The following is a 14333-nucleotide window of genomic DNA, read 5'->3' as shown; positions in this document are numbered from 1 at the left end:
TCTAATTACTCTTCAGCACGGAACGAATGATTTTGATGATTTTCTCTAGAGACTCATCGCTCATATCATGATAGCTTGGAAGATTTAGCGCACTTTTAGATATAAATTTCGCGAGAGCATTACAGTTATTTTGCATGAACATGGGCAGAGATGACAATGGATGAAAAAATACTCGCGCATCTATATTTTCAGTGCTGAATTTAAATTTCAGCTGTTCAACTGCCTCCGAACCTGATTTTTCAATCAGAATAGTTGGCATCCAGGCACCGTTAATCGTACCGCTCGGTTCTGGATTCATTTTGACTCCATCGACACACAATAATTCACGCCGATAGCAATCTAAAATATATCTCTTCCGCGAAACTAACTCTTCGATTCGTTCCATCTGGCCACAGCCAATCGCAGCCTGAATGTTCGACATCTTGTATTTATAACCCACAACGTCAGGCCAGAACTGACGAGTCTGTCCACGAGCCCGGCCGTGGTTGCTGAGCGTTAACACACGTTCATAGAGGTCAGCATCGTTGGTAACAAACATGCCGCCCTCCCCAGTAGTCAGGGTTTTGGTTCCATGGAATGAGAAAGCACCAAAACAGCCCATGGAGCCAGCTCGCCGTCCGTGATACACAGAGCCAATCGCCTCAGCGGCATCTTCAATCACCGGAATGCCATATCTCTCACCAATAGCCAACAACTGATCCATATGGCAGAGATTACCATACAGATGTACTGCTAGGATGGCCTTGGTACGTGGCGTAATTGCCGCCTCAACCAATTCAGGATCAAGGCACCAAGAGTCCGGCAAGATATCGACAAAAACAGGCGTCGCCCCCAGGTGGACGACGGGTGCAACACTGGCAATCCAGTTGCTATCAGCCAATATTACTTCATCGCCAGCACCTATTCCTAACGCAGCCATCCCCATATGCAAGGCGCCGGTACAACTTGACGTGGCAATCGCATATTTCACCCCCAAATAGTCACGAAAAAGCAGTTCAAAGCGGTCAATATATTCGTAACAGCGCTCACCCCATCCGTTAGTCGCCGCATCTGTGGCGTAGCCAATTTCTAGCTCGGTGATAGATGGTTTGGTATATAAGATACGCTCACTCATAGGAACTCCAGATGAGGAACCGCAACGACAAAACGAGTTCCTGCTGCCCTCAGGTGCGCCAATTGATGGCTGATTTCATCAGCCAAATTCCAAGGTAAAATCAGGACAAAATCTGGTGGATTAGCCATCAGTACTTCTGGCGACAAGATTGGAATATGGCTGCCAGGCATAAATCGCCCCTGTTTCGAGCCGGCTGCATCGCAAACATAGGGCAGCAGATCTGGACGAATACCGGCATAGTTCAACAATGTATTGCCTTTAGCAGCAGCACCATAGGCTGCCACCGTCTTCCCCGCTTGATACTGTGTTAATAAGAAAGAAAGTAGTGAATTTTTTACTCTGTCCACATGCGCTTGAAATTCCAGATAGAGGTTCAACTGATGTAATCCAGCTACAGCCTCCTGATACAAACAATCTGCGACAGCCAGAGTATCCGGTCGTTGTTCATCGGCATGACAGGCAAATACCCGTAAACTTCCACCATGGGTCGCTAATGACTCGACATGAAACACTCTCAGGCCAACCGAAGCCAACATCCGCTGCACCGTCTGCAGCGACAGATACGAAAAATGCTCGTGATAAACCGTATCAAACTGAACCTGCAGCAGTAATTGCAGCAGATGAGGAAACTCCAGCGTCAGCGTTCCACCAGGATTAAGCAGATACTTCAAGCCACGACAAAAATCATTGATATCCGGCACATGAGCTAGAACATTATTACCGATCAGTAGATCCGCACCTTGTCCTTTTCCTCTCATTTGTTGAGCTAACTCGGAACCAAAAAACTCCCGGATAATCGGAATATCCAGCGATTCAGCCGCAGCGGCAGTACCAGCGGTAGGTTCCACTCCTAGGCAAGGAATCTCTGCGGCGACAAAGTTCTTCAGCAAATACCCATCGTTGGCTGCAATCTCAACCACATGACTCTTGGACGTAAGAGACAATTCGTCAATCATACGCGCACAATAACGGGCTGCATGAGCTAACCAGCTGGTCGATGTACTTGAAAAATATGCATAATCTGCACAAAAAAGCTGATCTGCCGAAGCAAAATCCTCCGTTTGTACCAGCCAGCACCGGTCACACACGCACAAGCGTAATGGGTAGGTTACTTCTGGTCGGGAGAGATCGCTGGCAGACAGATAGGCATTCGATGGCGGAGCAAAGCCCAGATCGAGAAAACGATGGACCAGCAGGGTACCGCAGTGTCGGCATCTCATCGAACTATCACTCCCTGAAAACTGTCGTTTAATGCAGAATGCTGGCGATCTCGTGCGGAGATTTCTGTTATCGGCATCGGCCATGAAATCTGAAGATACGGATCCAACGGATCGAGTCCTCCTTCTGCTGCTGCAACATAGGCTGCCGAATGACAATAAAGCATTTCGACATCATCACTCAGAGCCTGAAAACCGTGCGCAAATCCTTCTGGAATCAGCAAAGAACGCTGGTTATCACCCGAAAGCTCCTCCGCATGCCACATCAGAAAAGTCGGTGAACCAGCCCGAATGTCGACAATTACGTCCCAAACCCGACCTCGAGTACAAGTCACCAACTTTTTCTCGGCATGCGGTGGATATTGGAAGTGAAGACCACGGACAGTGCCGCAACGGGACGTACATGTCAGATTGACCTGTGCCACGCATGCCCCCCACCCCAGCACAAACAACTCTTCGACACAGAAGAGTCTGCTCAAAGCACCGCGTGAGTCACCATGCACTTCACGCTGCAACAATCTGGCACCAAGCGGCTCTGACAATAGGGTAAAACGATTCATGGCTGAGCCTCGTAGGCTTTAATTTGTTGCTCACACAAGTCTCGGGCCCTCCCCCCCTGATACCAGTCGCGATACCAAGACATGGTCTTCTCAACGGCCTGTGGCAATGACCACCGAGGTGAAATGTTCAGAGTATGTCGCGCCTTGGCTGTCTCCAGCGCCAGCCAACTGGTCTCATGAGGGCCTGGTTCACCCACCAAACGCCAAGCCTTATGACTGAGCCCATAACTTAAAGCCGCCAAATCCACCACCTGCGCCACACTCGCAGCATCCCGGCTATCTGGACCAAAGTTATAAGCCCCCGCCAACCGAGGCTCTTGATACAGACGTTGTGCCAACACCATATAGGCAGCAACAGGCTCCAAGACATGCTGCCACGGCCGAACAGCCTCAGGGCGCCGAATGGATAAAGTCTGACCGCCTTGCCAGGCCCGTATTGCGTCAGGAATCAAACGATCGACGGACCAGTCCCCTCCACCGATAACATTGCCTGCTCGCGCGGTTGCAATCGCAACGCCTCGTGCTGCCAGAAAAGCATCACGATAACTGGTAATAACCAGTTCGCTGGCCGCCTTACTCGCACTATAGGGATCATGTCCTCCCAATAGGTCGGTTTCGCGATACGGCCAGATGGACTCCTGGTTGTAATAGACTTTATCCGTGGTCACCATGACAACGCTCTTAACCGAATCCAACGTACGGAGCGCTTCTAATAGATAAACAGACCCCATCAAATTGGTTTCAAATGTCCGCGCAGGCTCACGATACCCCTCGCGCACTAATGACTGCGCCGCCAGATGGAATACCACTTCAGGTTGCGATTCCTGAACCAGTGGCACGAAATGTTCCGGTGCACAGACATCACAAATATGGTGTCGACATATCTTCGCAACCTCTGCAGCCTCGAACAGATTTGGCGTTGAATGGGGCAGCAAGCTAATTCCCGTCACATCCGCCCCGAGGCGATGCAACCATATAGTCAGCCAACTCCCCTTAAACCCTGTATGCCCGGTAACGAGCACTCTCTTTCCTGACCAAAAGGATGCATCGAGACTTCGTCTCATTCCCAAACCCTCCAGGGAGCCTTGTGACTGGCCCATAGCTCCTCCAGTTGATTTTTCTCGCGCAACGTATCCATCGGCTGCCAAAAACCTTGATGCTCAAATGACATCAACTGCGACATATCGGCCAACTCAACCAAAGGTTCTCCTTCCCAGCTACAGTGGTCGCTATCCAACAACTTGAACACGTCAGGAGAAAGCACAAAAAAACCGCCATTAATCAGGCCCCCATCACCTCGCGGTTTTTCAGAAAAACCTGTCACCAAATTTCCGTCTCGAGTCAAAGCCCCATAACGACCTGGCGGTGAAACAGCGGTAACAGTCGCCAGCTTGCCGTGGCTATGGTGAAACTCTATCAGTTTTCCAATATCAACATTGCTGAGACCATCACCATAGGTAAAGCAAAAAGCCGATTCACCTTTCACATACTCTTCGACACGCCGCAATCGTCCACCTGTAAGCGTATCTTCACCGGTGTCGACTAATGTCACTCGCCAGGGTTCTACATGGTTATGATGGACCTCCATTCGATTATTCGGCATATCAAACGTGACATCAGACATATGTAAAAAATAATTTGCGAAGTATTCTTTTATCACATAGCCTTTATAACCAAGACATATTATAAAATCATTAACACCATAGTGAGAATATATTTTCATAATATGCCAAAGGATCGGTTTACCACCAATTTCAATCATGGGTTTAGGTCGAAGATGAGACTCTTCGCTGATCCGGGTGCCTAAACCACCCGCTAGAATAATTGCTTTCATTATTTTCACCGATCATCGTTAATCATCAGGCTATGTATACCTCGGTATTGCTGCAAGGCATGGATGATTTCATATTCTAGATATTGCTTTATTCGCGGGTCTCCATCATATAAATTAGCTAATGAATCTAACTGGTAAATGATGAAATCATAATTACTCAAATATATATCTTTTTGACCAGTAACTCGCTCATCCGAGGTTTCCGACGTTGCAGAAAAAAAGCGAGCATAATATTTATACCCTTCAACAAATTTAATATTTCCATACCAAAGCAAGTGACAAATCATTACGAAATCCGCACCAAGCTTCATTCTGAAATCAAAGTTTTGCAAAAGTTCTCGTCGAAATAAAGCCTGACACATAGCACACAGAGTTATGTTTTTTGTCGCTTGAAGAAAACGAGCAATTCGTCTTTTTGAAAACGTATGGATAGCCTTTTCCATTCGACCATAATCGATGCCATCCAGGATCTTATGTGGTATACCAAATGCCATTGACAGTGATTCATCATTATCGAGGGTTTCTTTCATCGCAGACAGGTAACCATCCGAAATATAGTCATGCCCCCCAAGCCACATAAAATATTGTGAGTCAGAAATATCATATAACTGTTTGAAGTTTTCAAATGCACCTACATTTTTCTCTTGCCTAGTCAGGATAAATCGTTTATCGCGAGCACAGATATCATTGATAATGTTCCATGTATTGTCGGTTGAACAATTATCAGACACGTGAAAGCAAACATTGTCTTCATCTTGCCTAATTAAAGAAAGTAGAGTCTGCTCTATATATTTTTCTTCGTTGAAAACAGGAACACCAACATAGCATTTGAATTTTGGCATCTTTCAACCACCCTCTAACTTTAATAAGATTTAAATCTGTGCAAATGGAAAACAAACTCATCTACGTTGGTAGATGTAAAAGTCCGAGAACGAACCAGTTAAATGGTCTCCTGTATATGGATATATATTATTTATTTTATTAGTCTGCAACCAATTCGGGAAATGCCTGGAAATATATTTTTCAATGTTTCGATGCTTAATATGCTTAGGAGATAACTCGTTATCATCCGTATTGCTAGAATATATAACAACATATTTATCCGCTACACTAAAAAGCTGTTTCATGTAATTAAAGAACACAGCATCCTCAACTAAATGAAATATTACATCAAGCGATATAGCCAAATCTGCCCGATGTTCTTTCAGCTCATCAGAGATTAAAAAAATTTTTCTTACATCATTTATGAATTTTTGTTTACAGATGTTTATAGCTGACGGACTGACGTCAACACCTATATAGAAATTATAATCTGCATACGACAATTGATTCCCATCGCCACACCCAAGTTCGATAACGCTATCAATATTATTAACCTTTACGAATTCGTTCAATACTGCAGATTTGAACTCGGCAAATTTTTCATATGAACCAGCGCCAGAATTCCCACCAGTTGCATATCTTTTTTCCCAATATAGTTTTGAATTAAACTCCTCCATATCACCCCCGATTAAACTCACTAACAACGTCATCATAAAATGACTCTAGAATTTCGGTCTGCCTGACGATGTCAAAGTTATTCTTTACAAAAGCATACCCTTTTTTCCCCATGGCATGGGCTAGCTCATCATCCATCAGAAGCCGATATAAATATTCTGCTAACGATTTATCATCTCTTTCATCAAACGCATATCCAGTCTCCCCATGAATCAGTCCCTCCCCCTTCCCCCCTCTGGATGATGTGATGACAGGCACCCCTAAACTCTGAGCCTCCAACAAAACCAACCCGAATGCCTCCGATTCCCCATTACCGATAGTGATACTGGGCAAGCATAAAACCTTTGACTCTGATATTTCTCTCATCACATTAGCACTAGGTAGCACGCCTAAAAACGAAACATTTAGATTGTATATTTTGGCAAATTCTTCCAATCCATTACGCAGAGGACCATCACCGATGATTCGCAGATGCACACCATCAATCCTTTTTTGCAAGATGCGCATGGCCCTTAACAAAAAAATACAGCCTTTATTTTCTGTCAGTCTACCAACAAATATAACTTCCTTGTTGTGCTGTTTGAACTTCAGATTAAATTTTTCAGCATACGAAACATCCACCCCTATCGGGATATGGGTCACTTTGGATGGAGATATACCAAACTCTATGGCTCGCTGATGGATAGCCTTTGAAACGGCAATAAACCTTACTTTAGGGTCTGTGGACATTTTCACCAGTTCTTCGGGATAAGTAATCATGCTCCGACCACCGAGCCCATTCTGCCACCAATCATGATTTCTATTAATATCATAACCATGTAGTGTTACAACCAATGGAACATCCATTTCCTTAGCTAATGGATAAACACGCAGTGCATCGACAGCAAAATGCGCATGAATTAGCTTATAACCGGCATTCTTAAATGAATTAGCCTTTGACAACAGGGACGAACGAACAAATTCATTTACAGCCCGCTTCATTGATAAATTTTTATAATGCTCCTCGTTTTTCAGCAACGTATCAACCTCCAGCCCCTGAAGCGACAAGCCGTTATCTAATCTGACCTCTCCCAAGATGGCTGCATGCCAACGTTTCAAATGACAAGCCTGAGCCAAGACAAATGTTTCAGAATATGGCAGAAGATGAGTTCTAAAAACCAGAAGCTTGTTCATTATCAATTAACCACCATAATTAAAATTCCGCCGCAATGGCTTAATCATGCAAGGGCATAAAAGTGACAATAAAATTCATCAAAAAGCAATAATAGGTATATTTTCTGCATATACCTTTATATCACCACTCATGCTTTCATGATGTTTATCAGTCATAGTTACCACGCAATCTAAACTTTCCCATAATACTGGAGCGAGATCTTTCACGGAAAATACACTCCAACCATAAAAAGACTCTCCATGCTTATTTTTATCAATCAGTCTTTGAATTGATAAATACGAAGCATAGTTTTTGATAAAAAAGCATGTGTAATCATTGCATCCCATTAACGCAATATTCTTTTTGTTGTGCCAGCGACACCACAAAACCAACCGTATACAGCGCCAATGTAGATGCAGCTGTTTTATTTTCCAGTTTCCGATCAAAATTGGGTAAAACAGCATAGCCAGCCATTCATAGCGATTAAATGCGTGAACATTAGCTGTCATTTTTTTAGGTAACAAGATATGGGCCGCATACCCGGCCTGAGCTTGCCATGAAAAATAGTGTTGGTTCTCACGTAGAAAGGCCAACGAGTATGCGTAATCAAGAGAACGGGATACCATACCAGTCGCTGCGTCAGCGACATGACGCAGCGTCAACACCTGATCGATAAACAAGAAGCGATCCGTTTCTGCGCCAAGCCGCAATGCAAAATCCCAGTCCTGATGCCCTCGCAACTTGTCATTGAAACGTACCCTCTGCGCGAGTTCACGCTTGACGATGAGACAGCTCGATTGAATACCCCCGACACGATTAGTACAGAACGAGTATTCAGCAACGCTCTCATCGGTGCGGCGGGCCTCCCGAGGAAAGGGTGCACTACGCTCACCATGGCTCACGTTCTGATACGGATGATGAATCACCTGCCAATGTGGCTCAATCGCTAATATCTGGTCGATGCGCTCCAGTTTCTCCGGTAACCACTCATCATCCGAATCCAAAAAACATAGATACTCGCCTCGAGCAACCTCGATGCCACGATTACGCGCATAAGCGCCATTTCGGTTAGGCTGGTAGCAGATCAGCGAAAAGCGAGAATCAGATAAAGTGGTCACTAAAGCTTGTATTCGCTCACCAAACTCGGGAGTTGAACCATCATCGATTATGATGACCTCAAAGTTTCCGAATGTTTGCCGAGAAAGCGAATCCAGCGCCCGCTGTAACGGCTCATCCCGGTTATAGACCGGAATAATAATACTAAACCGCACAAATGCTGCGCTCATCCCGACCTCACACCTTTTCCGCGATAACGATCATGAAACAGCCATCGCTGCCAGGAACAATCTCTGGATTCTGGAGGTTTTGCTGCTTGCTGACTTGCTGGAGGCGGAAACCACAGCGCGTCAGCATCGACTCCAATTCGGCATAGGTATAGTGCTTCACGTGATAGGGAAATTGTGCGGCACTAAAAGGCATGACACTCTCGTTCGGCGTCGACATCACTAGCTTGCCCCCAGCACGTAGCCATTCATGAAACTGACCCAGTAGGGCTTCATCAAACGTCACATGCTCAATGGTTTCAAAACAGACAACCGCGTCAAAGGAAGCTGAATCCAGCTGCAGAGTTCTAGCATCGGCACACAGATGAGTAATCTTCGGCGAACTATAGTGTTTTCGCGCATAAGCAAGCGCTTCGGGTTCAATATCGACGGAGGTGACCTGACAATTAAGCTGGTTAGCCAGCAGTTGGCTGCCGTAGCCGATCCCGCATGCCAAATCGAGCACTCGTTGCGGCATAGCTGCGCGTAGGCACTCTGCCGCGAACCGATAACGATTCAGGTGGTCCTGGCGGATATTACGCAAATCCGGTGCCACTTGTCGCTCACCACGCACCATCGACTGCCGAGCCGAAGCCTGTAATAGGTGGGTATCATCAGTCACGATGTTGATGTCAACCAACCCCTGGCGGGCAAGCAAAAAAGCCAGTCGTTTACTGTTATAACCAGACTTGTTGCAGCCCGAATAATGCGTCGAATAGCCCGGTAGCATGGGATTACCATCGTGCTGGGGGCCAAAGAGCCCGGCGAAGCTCTGACGAGCGACTGAGGTCACATCGCGTAAAGTCCCTTCATCCCACTCAGCCTGTAGCCATTGGCCCACGACATAATCCAGATCGGGGACCGTAACCTGTAAGTGACCATTAACTGCAAGTTTATCGACTAGACGTGTTAACAGTGTATCTGCTTCCATACTGGTCAAAAATTGCAAATCCAGTACTTGGATCAACTCAAACTCGCTATCCAACTGATGTGCAATTTCAGGGATCGGACAACTCACCTCGGACTGTCCCTCGACCCGCAGAGTGACCTGCCCACAGGTTGCACGGGTTACCACCAGCGTTCTCATTTTATACATCCTTTAACTGTCCGATATTGAATAAACATCGTTATATTTCAATTCCAAACTGCTGCATGTAAGGCCCTATTTTTCGTACTAAATCGCTCCCATCAACCCGGAACTGGTTTTGAACCATTTGCAGCATCACCTCTTGCTCATCGGGACACTCGCTTAACAATGAACGACCGTAAAAGTGCACAGGAATTCCAACCAGACGAGCCTCAAACAGAGTGCTAGAGTTGATACCGCAAATAAACTTGCTCGATAGCGCCAGCGTCATGAAATCGCCACTAACAATTTCACGGCCATGAAAATCATATGTGTCTCCCAGAGGATCCAACGGGTGGGGCTTAAAGAGCAGTCGTTCGTTTCCGTAATCGCGGATCACATCGTCAATAAACTGCTGCATTTTGTCTCCATAGTTGGAATAGAGACGCACATTGGTGTCGGTAGCAATCTGTAAAGGCACAAGAACGGCATCCCCAGGAACCCATAGGCGCCCGCCCAGAAGCCGTTCCCTCACTCTCACCAACTCCTGCTCAGCGTCATCTTTCTGGCATGGCATTAGCCCCATGCATCGCCCCAGGTTGACGCCTTGTCTATCGAGATAAACATGCTCCCTTTGCGGGAAAAAACCCAGTTCGGCATAGAGATATTGCTTCCCCATATCCTGAAGATACTGTTTTACGCTGTCATAGTAGGCCGGTGTACCATTCCAGATGATGGCGCCAAGTAGGCGTGAAGGGGGAATAGCCATAATCGCATGCGCATCATAAGAGCGGACTACTCTGCACAAAATCTGCCGCTGATGTAGCCAAATCATAAGACTAGCCAACTGCTGAACATGGTGATCCAACATGCAGACAAGTAACAACACCGGCCAACTCTCTGTATCGGCCAACGAATCGGCCAAAGGATCAAGTAAGGGTGGCAGGATCTCTTCTGGCTCAAGAGCCACCAGCCTATGGCAGCCATGTTGCCGCAATTTGGCCATCACCTCCTGCTCATAGTCATAGGGAGAAGAACCAATGATGATGCTCAGATCATGCTGGCTCGCCTGCGTCATATCGATCACCGGAAGACCGAACTTTTCCGAACAATCGCTCGTCATGGTATCGATCAGGGCAACAGGCAATGGACGCTGCATCTCTTGTAACCGTTGCAGGATCAGTTGACTGTAATTTCCCATACCAGCCAACAGGTACCCTGATGAAGGCAGCTCAGCAATAGATAATGAGCAGACCCCTTGCCGACCGACGATCTCAAATCTCACGGCAACCCCCAACCATAGCTATCTCTGATCCTGGGGGGATGTTTTTAACGACCATGTCCATCTTCCCTTCATTACGCAGACATCGGTGGAAGCCAGCAAATATCGAACTCTGCGTGATAGCGCTTATAAATATCTAGGCGGGCTCGGTTCTTTTGACATAGTTGATGCCAGCGCTCGGCCAATACACCATACTCATCTGGCAGCGCACTATGCTTGAGTACCGCAATATGGTTCAGCCAATTGGCCAAGCGATATAGCTGCGAATCCGACAAGTTAGTCGGTTGATCCACCAGCCATTCATGAGCCTCCATATCTTGCTCAGTAGCTGAAACACCTAGCGAATCCAGATACTTGCTGACAATACGCCGGTAAAGCTCTCGTTGTCTGACTTTGCGCAATATGGACGATTGGGCGCCATGAATACGATACAGCACCAACACCTCACGCAAGTTGGCGAAACGAACTTCGGGCTTGCTGATAGCCATTCTGGTCCACAACTCGGTATCTTCAACATCCGTATATTCGGGGTCATATCGAAAACGCTTGTAAACATCAGCACGCACCAGAATCGCGTTGTGTCCAACTCCATTACTAAATAGCAGAATCGCATTTTTGATAAAGTTATCATAAGGTCGGTAATGCCATACCTCATCACGGGCACCGAACAGTTTGAGCCAACACCCCACCAGATCTATATGCGGATGTTCGTGTAAAAATGCCATCTGTTTCTCTATCCGCTCTGGTAACGAAATATCATCCCCATCCATCCTGGCTATAAATTCTCCCCGAGCTAGCAATAGCGCTTCGTTCAGACAATTGGCTATTCCCTGCTGCCGCCGGTGATAATGAAGGATGCGACTGTCCTTTGCTGCCATCCTACCAATGACGGTTCCAGTTTCATCAGTTGATCCGTCATCAAATATTATTATTTCCAGATTCTTATAGGTCTGCCTCAATATGCTATCTAGCGCATCTTCGATATAGTTAGCACAGTTATGAACAGACATAATGACCGAAACCAAGGGTTTACTTGGTATTTTCTCAATATTTTTACCAAAAATATTTAATGCATTACTCACCGCATCATCCATATCGAAATAGCGATACTCGGCAAGGCGGCCCAAAGCAAGCAGTTGTGGGAACCGTGCCAATTCATCGCGGCAAGCCTGATAGTTCTGTTTGGCTGCGTCGGTAAACAACGGGTAGTAAGGCTCCAGCCCCTGCCCGGCCACATAGGTGCAGGGGTATTCATAAACGATGCTGGTGCCCGGATGTTGCTGCCCCGTCAGATGCTTGAATTCGGTGATGCGGGTATAGGCCTCTTCATTCGGATAATTGACCGTGGTCACCGGCTGAAATTGAGCTTGCGGCAGATGACAGTGCTCAAAGCGCAGTGAACGGTACGGCAAGCCGTCGTGCCCCGCCGGCATCAGCTGATCCAGCATCCCCGTATAGACCAAGGGCCCGGCAAAGGGCACGCCATCCAGCAGTATCCGTTTCTGTTGCCAATCCAGACTGACGCGGGACCCCATGGGAATGGATAGCCTCACCTCAATCAAGGGGTTCGCCAAGATGCGCTCGAACATGGCGGTATAACCCTGCGCGGGCACCGCCTGCCAAGGATCAATAAAGTAACGGTCATCACGATTGACGACAACCGGCACGCGCGCAGTGACCTCGGGCGAGACCTGCTCTGGCGATACACCCCACTGCTTGCTGGTGTAGTTGACGAAGGCTCGCTCATAGATGAACTGGGCCAGCTCAGCCAGCAGAGGCTCAGCTTCCTGCCGCAGTGCCATGATGGGCACTCTGGCCCCCTCACCAAATCTGGCCTGAAGGGCCTCAATCATGGCCGCTGCCTTCTCCGCCGGAAAGCAGCGTTCAATGCTGGTCAGGTTGAACGGGATCGGCACCAGCTGCCCGTCGATGCGTGACAACACACGATGCTCATAAGGCAGCCACTCGGTAAACTGCGACAAGTAATCCCAGACTTCCTTGTTATCGGTATGGAAGAGGTGTGGACCATAGCGATGGACCAACACACCATGCTCGTCATACTCGTCAAAGCAGTTGCCACCGATATGGTCGCGCTGTTCCAGCACCAGCACCTTCCAACCAAGCTGGCTGGCCATTCGCTCAGCCATGACGGCACCGGAAAGCCCGGCGCCAATGACGATCGCCTGATAACTCATGCCGCCTCTCCAAACAATTGTTGCATAACCCGTGCTGGATGAGCTCGCTGCGCCCACGCCAGTTGATGTCTCTCATCGAAGAACCAGCCTGGCGCCAGCTTCGCTACCTCGGTAACTGACTGTTCGATAAGTTGCGTGAAGCGGGCAACGTCATCCTGCCGCAGAAAGTAGAGCGCGGCAGAGTAATAGTGATGGGAACGTCCTTGCGCAATTATCACCGGATCCTCGCCGAACGCAGCGGCATTGTCACAGGCTCGCAGCAGATCTCGCAGCGACTGTTCACGACGATCTGCCGATTTGCGGGTCTGTCCGCCAAAGCTCTGGGTATGGAAGCGATAACGCCCCAGCAGCTCGGGGATAAAATCCAGCGTCCCCGGATTACGTGAGAGGTTCAAAATGTGCCAGGGATAATCGAGGATGATCTTGCACCCCTCATCGATGGCATTTTCCATCCCTTCATAACGGCGAAACATTATGGAACTTGCATTGACGAACACCCCGAAGCGGATCAATGCCTCCCGTGTCATCATGGGTTCGAGATGGCGAGCATTGTAATAATCGCGGGTGAATAGCTTGATCCGTGCGCCAGTTTCATCATCAAACATCTCCGCTTCGTGGTAGCAAAGCGTGCAACCAGTGTGCGTATCAAGATAATCGGCCTGGCTCTGCAGCTTGCCCGGCAGAGCAAGATCATCCCCGTCGACATAGGCGATGTATTCACCGATAGCCTCTCTCAGCAAGCGTTTCTGGGTCTTGGCCAACCCCATATTCTGCGCATTCTGTAGTGCCTTGAGTTGAGGCCACTGCTGCGCCAGCCGCTGCATAATGGCCCAGGAGTCATCGCTCGAGCCGTCATCAATGGCAATGACCTCAAAATAGAAATTGGTTTGCTGTTCCAGCAGACTTAGCAGACAGGGCTCGATAAAGCGCCCGAGGTTATACACCGGCACCAGTACGCTGACTTTCATAGAGGATCCAGAAGTAGAGTAAAAAAGAAGCGAATTGGAGAAAATGGACAAGGCTACCGCACGGTCTCTGTCAACCCTTCCTGCCCTTCATGGCAATATTTACTGCAAGAGCCGTGCCTAACCAA

The 14333-nt window shown here is 47.7% G+C and carries 13 protein-coding genes and 1 pseudogene; all 14 read right to left on the bottom strand.

What is annotated here, in order from left to right; translation table 11 throughout:
• Window position 1 precedes the first annotated feature (1 nt).
• A complete protein-coding gene (locus ACB042_RS11025) occupies window positions 2–1114 on the bottom strand; it encodes a DegT/DnrJ/EryC1/StrS aminotransferase family protein (protein ID WP_144715576.1) in 1113 nt (370 codons plus the stop codon).
• Window positions 1111–2334, bottom strand: a complete 1224-nt coding sequence (locus tag ACB042_RS11020; protein WP_144715574.1) for a class I SAM-dependent methyltransferase — start codon at window positions 2332–2334, stop codon at window positions 1111–1113. The genes ACB042_RS11025 and ACB042_RS11020 overlap by 4 nt, the downstream gene beginning before the upstream one ends.
• Window positions 2331–2891: a dTDP-4-dehydrorhamnose 3,5-epimerase family protein gene (locus ACB042_RS11015; protein ID WP_144715572.1), complete on the bottom strand. Its 561-nt coding sequence runs from the start codon at window positions 2889–2891 to the stop codon at window positions 2331–2333. Before ACB042_RS11015 ends, ACB042_RS11020 begins: the two co-directional genes overlap by 4 nt.
• Window positions 2888–3991, bottom strand: coding sequence for a CDP-glucose 4,6-dehydratase (rfbG, locus tag ACB042_RS11010; protein ID WP_186301915.1), 1104 nt, complete (start codon window positions 3989–3991; stop codon window positions 2888–2890). The genes ACB042_RS11015 and rfbG overlap by 4 nt, the downstream gene beginning before the upstream one ends.
• Window positions 3952–4725 (bottom strand): glucose-1-phosphate cytidylyltransferase, encoded by a 774-nt coding sequence (rfbF, locus tag ACB042_RS11005; RefSeq protein WP_005346621.1) that lies wholly within the window; start codon window positions 4723–4725, stop codon window positions 3952–3954. Before rfbF ends, rfbG begins: the two co-directional genes overlap by 40 nt.
• 5 nt (window positions 4726–4730) lie before the next feature.
• Window positions 4731–5567 (bottom strand): glycosyltransferase family 2 protein, encoded by an 837-nt coding sequence (locus tag ACB042_RS11000; protein WP_144715568.1) that lies wholly within the window; start codon window positions 5565–5567, stop codon window positions 4731–4733.
• A gap of 57 nt (window positions 5568–5624) precedes the next feature.
• Entirely contained in the window at window positions 5625–6260 is a 636-nt protein-coding gene (locus ACB042_RS10995) for a bifunctional 2-polyprenyl-6-hydroxyphenol methylase/3-demethylubiquinol 3-O-methyltransferase UbiG (RefSeq protein ID WP_144715567.1), read from the bottom strand.
• On the bottom strand, window positions 6226–7395 hold the full coding sequence (locus ACB042_RS10990; RefSeq protein WP_371178410.1) for a glycosyltransferase: 1170 nt from the start codon (window positions 7393–7395) through the stop codon (window positions 6226–6228). Before ACB042_RS10990 ends, ACB042_RS10995 begins: the two co-directional genes overlap by 35 nt.
• A gap of 78 nt (window positions 7396–7473) precedes the next feature.
• The gene (locus ACB042_RS10985; RefSeq protein ID WP_371178409.1) at window positions 7474–8661 is read right to left on the bottom strand and encodes a glycosyltransferase family 2 protein; all 1188 of its coding nucleotides are present in this window, start codon (window positions 8659–8661) and stop codon (window positions 7474–7476) included.
• A gap of 7 nt (window positions 8662–8668) precedes the next feature.
• A complete protein-coding gene (locus tag ACB042_RS10980; RefSeq protein WP_005346638.1) occupies window positions 8669–9784 on the bottom strand; it encodes a bifunctional 2-polyprenyl-6-hydroxyphenol methylase/3-demethylubiquinol 3-O-methyltransferase UbiG in 1116 nt (371 codons plus the stop codon).
• A gap of 40 nt (window positions 9785–9824) precedes the next feature.
• Entirely contained in the window at window positions 9825–11048 is a 1224-nt protein-coding gene (locus ACB042_RS10975) for a hypothetical protein (RefSeq protein WP_144715561.1), read from the bottom strand.
• A gap of 71 nt (window positions 11049–11119) precedes the next feature.
• Entirely contained in the window at window positions 11120–12055 is a 936-nt protein-coding gene (locus tag ACB042_RS10970; protein ID WP_265343358.1) for a glycosyltransferase, read from the bottom strand.
• 39 nt (window positions 12056–12094) lie between these two features.
• Window positions 12095–13240, bottom strand: a pseudogene (gene glf, locus ACB042_RS10965) (UDP-galactopyranose mutase); the annotation flags it as partial.
• On the bottom strand, window positions 13237–14208 hold the full coding sequence (locus tag ACB042_RS10960) for a glycosyltransferase family 2 protein (RefSeq protein WP_368208664.1): 972 nt from the start codon (window positions 14206–14208) through the stop codon (window positions 13237–13239). The gene ACB042_RS10960 and the pseudogene glf, both read right to left, overlap by 4 nt.
• Window positions 14209–14333: the final 125 nt, after the last annotated feature.

Origin of the sequence: Aeromonas sp. S13(2024) (assembly GCF_041402405.1) — a bacterium.
Classification (GTDB): Bacteria; Pseudomonadota; Gammaproteobacteria; order Enterobacterales; family Aeromonadaceae; genus Aeromonas; species Aeromonas veronii.
The sequence above is the reverse complement of the archived record's forward strand: the minus strand, read 5'-3'. Positions and strand labels throughout refer to the sequence as shown.

Bases quoted from the DNA above. Each gene is read 5' to 3' on its own strand.
- ACB042_RS11025 (WP_144715576.1), bottom strand. From the start codon at position 1,114: ATGAGTGAGCGTATCTTATATACCAAACCATCTATCACCGAGCTAGAA.
- ACB042_RS11020 (WP_144715574.1), bottom strand. From the start codon at position 2,334: ATGAGATGCCGACACTGCGGTACCCTGCTGGTCCATCGTTTTCTCGAT.
- ACB042_RS11015 (WP_144715572.1), bottom strand. From the start codon at position 2,891: ATGAATCGTTTTACCCTATTGTCAGAGCCGCTTGGTGCCAGATTGTTG.
- rfbG (WP_186301915.1), bottom strand. From the start codon at position 3,991: ATGGGCCAGTCACAAGGCTCCCTGGAGGGTTTGGGAATGAGACGAAGT.
- rfbF (WP_005346621.1), bottom strand. From the start codon at position 4,725: ATGAAAGCAATTATTCTAGCGGGTGGTTTAGGCACCCGGATCAGCGAA.
- ACB042_RS11000 (WP_144715568.1), bottom strand. From the start codon at position 5,567: ATGCCAAAATTCAAATGCTATGTTGGTGTTCCTGTTTTCAACGAAGAA.
- ACB042_RS10995 (WP_144715567.1), bottom strand. From the start codon at position 6,260: ATGATGACGTTGTTAGTGAGTTTAATCGGGGGTGATATGGAGGAGTTT.
- ACB042_RS10990 (WP_371178410.1), bottom strand. From the start codon at position 7,395: ATGAACAAGCTTCTGGTTTTTAGAACTCATCTTCTGCCATATTCTGAA.
- ACB042_RS10985 (WP_371178409.1), bottom strand. From the start codon at position 8,661: ATGAGCGCAGCATTTGTGCGGTTTAGTATTATTATTCCGGTCTATAAC.
- ACB042_RS10980 (WP_005346638.1), bottom strand. From the start codon at position 9,784: ATGAGAACGCTGGTGGTAACCCGTGCAACCTGTGGGCAGGTCACTCTG.
- ACB042_RS10970 (WP_265343358.1), bottom strand. From the start codon at position 12,055: ATGTCTGTTCATAACTGTGCTAACTATATCGAAGATGCGCTAGATAGC.
- ACB042_RS10960 (WP_368208664.1), bottom strand. From the start codon at position 14,208: ATGAAAGTCAGCGTACTGGTGCCGGTGTATAACCTCGGGCGCTTTATC.